The 5,486-nt window shown below is 68.4% G+C and carries 4 protein-coding genes and 1 pseudogene; 2 read left to right on the top strand and 3 right to left on the bottom strand.

Translation table 11 applies throughout. The annotated features are described in order from the left end of the window. Positions 1-380 precede the first annotated feature (380 nt). Positions 381-629: pseudogene (locus ACNPQM_RS43575) on the bottom strand (DUF3631 domain-containing protein); the annotation flags it as partial. 912 nt (positions 630-1,541) lie between these two features. Between ACNPQM_RS43575 and ACNPQM_RS43570 the strand changes: the two are divergent. After that, on the top strand, positions 1,542-2,624 hold the full coding sequence (locus ACNPQM_RS43570) for a hypothetical protein (protein WP_418088355.1): 1,083 nt from the start codon (positions 1,542-1,544) through the stop codon (positions 2,622-2,624). 10 nt (positions 2,625-2,634) lie between these two features. Here ACNPQM_RS43570 and ACNPQM_RS43565 read toward each other — a convergent pair whose 3' ends face one another. Then, positions 2,635-2,796: a hypothetical protein gene (locus ACNPQM_RS43565; protein ID WP_418088356.1), complete on the bottom strand. Its 162-nt coding sequence runs from the start codon at positions 2,794-2,796 to the stop codon at positions 2,635-2,637. Between the two features lie 668 nt (positions 2,797-3,464). Next, positions 3,465-4,610 carry a PP2C family protein-serine/threonine phosphatase gene (locus tag ACNPQM_RS43560; protein WP_418088354.1) on the bottom strand — a complete coding sequence of 382 codons (1,146 nt, stop codon included), beginning with the start codon at positions 4,608-4,610 and terminating at the stop codon, positions 3,465-3,467. Positions 4,611-4,854: 244 nt separating this feature from the next. On the opposite strand from ACNPQM_RS43560, the gene ACNPQM_RS43555 reads away from it, so the two are divergent. Then, a complete protein-coding gene (locus ACNPQM_RS43555) occupies positions 4,855-5,256 on the top strand; it encodes a cyclic nucleotide-binding/CBS domain-containing protein (RefSeq protein ID WP_358859715.1) in 402 nt (133 codons plus the stop codon). The last annotated feature ends 230 nt before the right edge of the window (positions 5,257-5,486 follow it).

The raw sequence follows: 5,486 nt of genomic DNA, 5'->3' as shown, positions 1-5,486 counted from the left end.
AGCACGGCCGGACCCTCTTGGTCAGCGCGGATGCGGCCGTCCCACACGTTCCGGTGACGACAAGTACGTCATCACGTCACATACCGCCCTCTCAGGTCCGCTACCTCCGCTACCTCCGCTACCGCCCTGGTCAGGAGCATGATCGAGGTAGCGGATAGGGGTAGCGGTAGCGGATAGATGTCGGTTGAATGCCGGCATGCAGGAGAGCGACGACCATGCGAGAACCAGTGCCCGCCTGACAACGTCTGGTTGTCTGGCTGGGCTGCTCATTGTTCTCGCGATCCCGCTATGGATGGTCGGTGCTCTCCTCTTCGACGTCCTCTCCCGCTAGCCATTCAGCGGCAAGGTGGTGCTGGTAGCGGACAGGTAGCGGCCTGCCGCTACCCGGAAAGGGCCTCTGACCTGGCCGGTAGCGGAGGTAGCGGAAGTAGCGGACTTTCAGCGGTGGGAGGGCAGTGCCGCTGCCACGCGTCGTTGAGGTCGGTGGCGTAGTAGCCCTTCATGACGCTGCCGCCGGTCTTGATGTTGCGGGCGGCGATGGGCTTGTTGTCCCCGGTCATGTACTCGCGGAGCATCTTGGCCAGTGCCCGGGAGTCGAGTGGTTTGCCGCCCATGTCGGCCCACGGTGACCTGCTGCGCGAACACTCACGAACGGCCCCGTACGGCCATGCGCACAGTTGGAAAGCGTGCACCAACCAAGCCGATGATTGGCCGGGCGCGGAGGCCAAACGGGGGGCCAACGGTGGCAGCCTTCCCCGTACTCCCGTGAACGACTACGGACAGACCCTTGCGCGTCATCCCAGGTCAAATGACAGACACACAGGGCCACTTGCGCAGGCGATCGCGTTCGGGACGAAGAGGTCGTCGCCAGGTGCGCTCGACCGACCGACCACGGGCGCGTTCGTGACAGCATCGGTTGACGGCAACGTCACCGCGCGACTGCGGACCCTGAAGAGCCGCGGCGGCGTCCCTTGCCCGCGCGGGAGGGGAGCCCATTCTGGGTGCGTGAGGGTTCAGTCGGCCAATGTCTCGATCGTTGTACCGACTGATCGGTGTTGCAGCCCGTCGGCAATGAGCTCCATCTCAACCAGCGTGCCAACCAGGCCAGTCTCTTGGAGCGCGCTGGCCATCACACGTGCCTGGCCCAGGGGCAGACGGAGCATCTCGCGCAGGACTCGCAGGACGGGGACGAGGCTCGACGCGTCGTCCGCAAGGCGAAGCTGTGCAGGCCCATGCTCTACAAGCAGAAGGGCGGACAGCACCGGCCCCGAACTGCGCGCGAGGTCGCAGCTCCGCACGCGGGGGCCCTCCGGTCTCGGGCGCCTCCTCCGGTGGAGAACCGTACGAGCGTGGCGGCGTTGAGCGCGCAACGTGACCAGTCTCGTGGTCCTGCGGCTCGGCCAAACTCCCGTTGAGGGCCAGAAGCGACAGCAACCGCACCGGGCCCTCCACCCGCCGCCTCCGCCTCCGCCTCCGGTGTGACGTCCTACGATGCGTCAGTCCTCCGGCGGATCCGGATCATCGTGCGGCAAGGGAAGTCCATGCGCCTGTCCAGCTACGTCAAGAAGGCCGCCATGGGCGCGGCGGCGATACCCCTCCTCGCCGGGTGCACGGGGGAACAGGGTGCCGGCGGGGCCGTGGAGCGAGCCGCGGAGAGGCCTGCCTCCTGGACGGACCTGCCGGTGCGGACGGGCGCACGGGACGTCGTCCACACGGACGCCGACCACCGGTCGTACGAGGTCAGGATCACGGTCAAGAGCCTGGTCCGGGGCTCGGAGGAGGACATGCGGGGGGCGCGCGCGGACGAAGAGCTGAAGGGCATGGTCCCCCACTACCTCCGCTTCGAGGTCACCAACACCGGTCGGGAGAGGATCCCCGCTGCCTACATGGTGGACAGCAACTTCGCCCTGAACGGCACCGACTGGGCGCGCGGGGAGGAGGTCTACGTCAGCGGCGGCAGGCCAGGCGGGGTCGACCTGCCCTGCGCGGACACCGCGCCGAAGACGCTGGCGCCCGGCGACTCGTACAACACCTGCGTGACCTACGCGCTGCCCGAGGGCGTCGGCGTGCTGTCGCTGACGCACAACGCCGACGGCTACCTCGACGAGGGCGGCGCGGTCGCCACCTGGCCCGTCGAGGGCGGCCTCGAGGCGGCGTCCGCCGGGCTGGCGGAGCCGGGCGACATCGTCCGCGTCCGGTGGGACGCCCGCGAGGACGGCGTCCTCGAACTGCCCGCCACGCTGGTGTCCGTACGCCGGGGCAGCGCGGTCGACCTCGCGGGCCTGGACCTCGACCTCAACGAGAACGAGCGGCGCGGCGTCCCGTACTACGTGTCGGTCACCTACACCAACACCGGCCCGAAAGACCTCTACGCCGACCAGGCCGACCGCGTCCGCCTGCTCACCGAGGGCGGTCGGCAGATACAGGGGAAGACCCCCTTCGTCCTCGACACGAAGATCCCCGGCTGTCCGTCCGACTGGGTCGCCCGGACGATCCCGCCGGGCGACAGCGTGACGGAGTGCAGCATCCACCTGGTGACGGACGACGGCGACAAGCCGTTCGCGGTGGGTTTCGCGGAGGCGGGCCGGCCGGGACTGGTGGCCTGGCGGGCCCCCCTCCGCTGAGGCGGCCGGGTCAGCCGGCCGACCTGCCGCCCGTCTCCGCGAGCGGCAGGTACACACGTTTGCCTGCCGCCGCGAACTCCTTCGACTTCTCCAGCATCCCTGCCTCGATCTCTTCAGCCGTCGAGCCGGTGTCACCGCCGAACTGCTCTGTGATGCTTCTACTAATCTTCATCGAGCAGGGCATTCCTGATCTCTTCAGGAGTCGCTCCGCCCGTGTCTTGCTCGCACCATCCATTGGGACAGGCGGTGCATGCGCCTTCGGTGCCCCACCACAACTGTCCATGGTCGATGTATTGGCCAACGTCGAGTATCAGCACGCCACCGCAGTCGTCGCATCGCGCCGTGACCTTCACTCCTTGAGTGATCACCGGGCTCCACGCCTCGGGTACCAGCAAGCGGATACTCCCGCGAGCCTGCCAGCCTGTCGACCTTGTTAACGCTGATCTGGCAGACCGGCAGCAGGGCAGTGGCGCCACGCTGCAAGCGCCGACTGGCTTGCTTGGCCTTCTTCCGGGCCGTCCGTGGGCCGTCCGAGGGGGGCCCACGACGACCGACAATGACCAATGACGCCCACAACCACGCAGCTCTCCGGCATGTTGCGGAGCGACGCCGCACCCGGCCAGAGGGGCGGTTCAATACCAGCACTACTGACGCAGCTTGCGGTTTGGGCCGTCGTGGGGTCGTCATCGCTCTTCGGGTCGTCCCCGAACGCGCGGTTGACGGCCTCCCGCGTGCGCTTCTCGCTGCTCGGCGTCACGTGCGGGTACGTCCACATCACTGAGCCTTCCCGACTCGCAATGGCAAAGGTTCGCGCTCCATCCTGTGACGCGGGCCGCCGTCTCAGTTTCCGCGTTCACCGCCGGGCGAGGCCATTCGCGGCAGTGCTTCATCCCCCTGGATGGCGAGGAGGGCGACGTCGTCGCCGAGGCGTCCGCCGGTGTGGGCGAGCAGGTCGCGTTCGATGTGGTGGAGCAGCGCCTCGGGAGGGTGGTCGGTCCACTGGGCCACGCGTTCCGCGAACGGGTAGAAGACGCCGTTGTGGTCACGGGCTTCGATGACACCGTCGGTGTACAGGACCAGCGTGTCCCCAGGACCGAAGGGCAGGACATCGACGACGTGGTTGTCGGGATCCGTGACGCCGACGCCAAGTGGGGGCCCGGGGTGGAGACGGGGCACGTGGACGGTGTTGTCCGGGCCGAGCAGAAGGGGTGCCGGGTGACCGCAGCTGGTCATGCGGACCAGGGGCTCGGCATCGGCGATCTCGACCAGAAGAGCGGTCGCGAAGCGTTCTCCCGCCTCGCCCTCCGAATCGAAGTCGGCGAGGTACCGGGTCATGCTCCGTTCCAGGGAAGCGGCCAGGCCGGGCAGGGAGGCGTACTGGTGGGCGGCCTCGCGGAAGGCGCCGAGCAGGAGGGCGGCCTCGCCCAGCGCGGGCAGGCCCTTGCCCCGCACGTCGCCGATCATCACGCGGGCCGCGCTGCCGGTGCGGGCGGCGGCATACAGGTCGCCGCCGACATCGGCCTCCTCCTCGGCAGCCAGATACACACAGGCGAGCCGCAGCGGGCCGAGCCGGCTCGGCAGCGGCCACATCAGCACCTGCTGGGCGGCCTCGGCGACCGACCGGACCTGAGCCATCTGGCGTGCGTGCCGGTCGCGCACCGCACACAGGAACACGATCAATGTGGTGATCACCGCGATAGCGGTCATCTCCACCACCACGTTCCGCGAAGCCAGCGTTTCGGTGCGCCAGCCGCTGACCGCCTCGCCCGCCAAGGCGAGGACCCCGATGCCGCCTGTCGTCCAAGGCCCCGCGAACCACGCGGTGAGCGTGGGCGCGACCACCAGCAGGGGGCCGAGAACGACGTTTGGCCCAGTCGCGATGTCCGAGGCAGTGATCACAACGATGAGCACAACAGGGATGAGCAGCAGCAGGTGGCTCGGCTGCCACGGCTGCCCGAGACCCACACGTCCCTGCCTGGAGCCCACGCCTTCCACACTGCACCGCTACGGATCGCCCCGCGACTGCAGGAGAGATACCAGCGCCACCGATTCCGGGCCGTCACGACGCACGCGGACCCCGAGGGGCGCGTGGTGCACTTCCGCGCGCCCCTCGAATGATCTCCACACACCCCTTGTTGGACTCCCCCAGGGATGCAACGCTGAGAGTCCCCCACTTGTGAACTTGTGAATCGACTCACGCAGTCGCTTCACGAAGGAGGTGGCTCCCTTCATGCTCGTCCGTGACGCCATGAGCACGATGGTCCTCACTATCGGCCCCACTCATACGCTCCGCCAGGCGGCCCGACTGATGTCGGCACGCCACATCGGGGCAGCAGTCGTCCTCGACCGCGACACCAGCGGGATCGGCATTCTCACCGAGCGCGACATCCTGAACTCGGTCGGCTCCGGCCAGAACCCCGACACCGAGACCGCATCCACCCACACCACCCACGATGTGGTCTTCGCCGCGCCCAGCTGGACCCTGGAAGAGGCCGCGGAGGCCATGACACACGGCGGATTCCGTCATCTGATCGTGCTGGACGACCACGGGCCCGTCGGCATCGTCTCGGTCCGCGACATCATCCGCTGCTGGGCACCGGCCCGGCGCCATCCGGCGGAGCTGGTCGGCTGAGCGCCCCCACGTACGTACGGCCGATGGGCCTGTCCCCCTCGGTGAGAGGGGGACAGGCCCATCGTCGGCGGGAGAGCCGGGACTAGGGCGTGTTTCGCAAGTCCCGTCTGCCAGGCGGCGTCCGGCCCGCCCTAGGGGCGGACGACGCTACTTTCGAAACACGCCCTAGAAGACTCATGAAGATCTTGTTGAGGGGCTGTCCGGCCGTAGGCCGGGTGGCCCCTTGGTCT

Origin of the sequence: Streptomyces sp. NPDC056231 (assembly GCF_048270745.1) — a bacterium.
Taxonomy (GTDB): Bacteria; Actinomycetota; Actinomycetes; order Streptomycetales; family Streptomycetaceae; genus Streptomyces.
This window is presented reverse-complemented; position numbering and strand designations above follow the sequence as displayed.

What these genes read in the sequence shown, in the direction of transcription:
- ACNPQM_RS43555 (WP_358859715.1), top strand. Translation starts at nt 4,855, where the DNA reads ATGCTCGTCCGTGACGCCATGAGCACGATGGTCCTCACTATCGGCCCC.
- ACNPQM_RS43565 (WP_418088356.1), bottom strand. Translation starts at nt 2,796, where the DNA reads ATGAAGATTAGTAGAAGCATCACAGAGCAGTTCGGCGGTGACACCGGC.
- ACNPQM_RS43570 (WP_418088355.1), top strand. Translation starts at nt 1,542, where the DNA reads ATGCGCCTGTCCAGCTACGTCAAGAAGGCCGCCATGGGCGCGGCGGCG.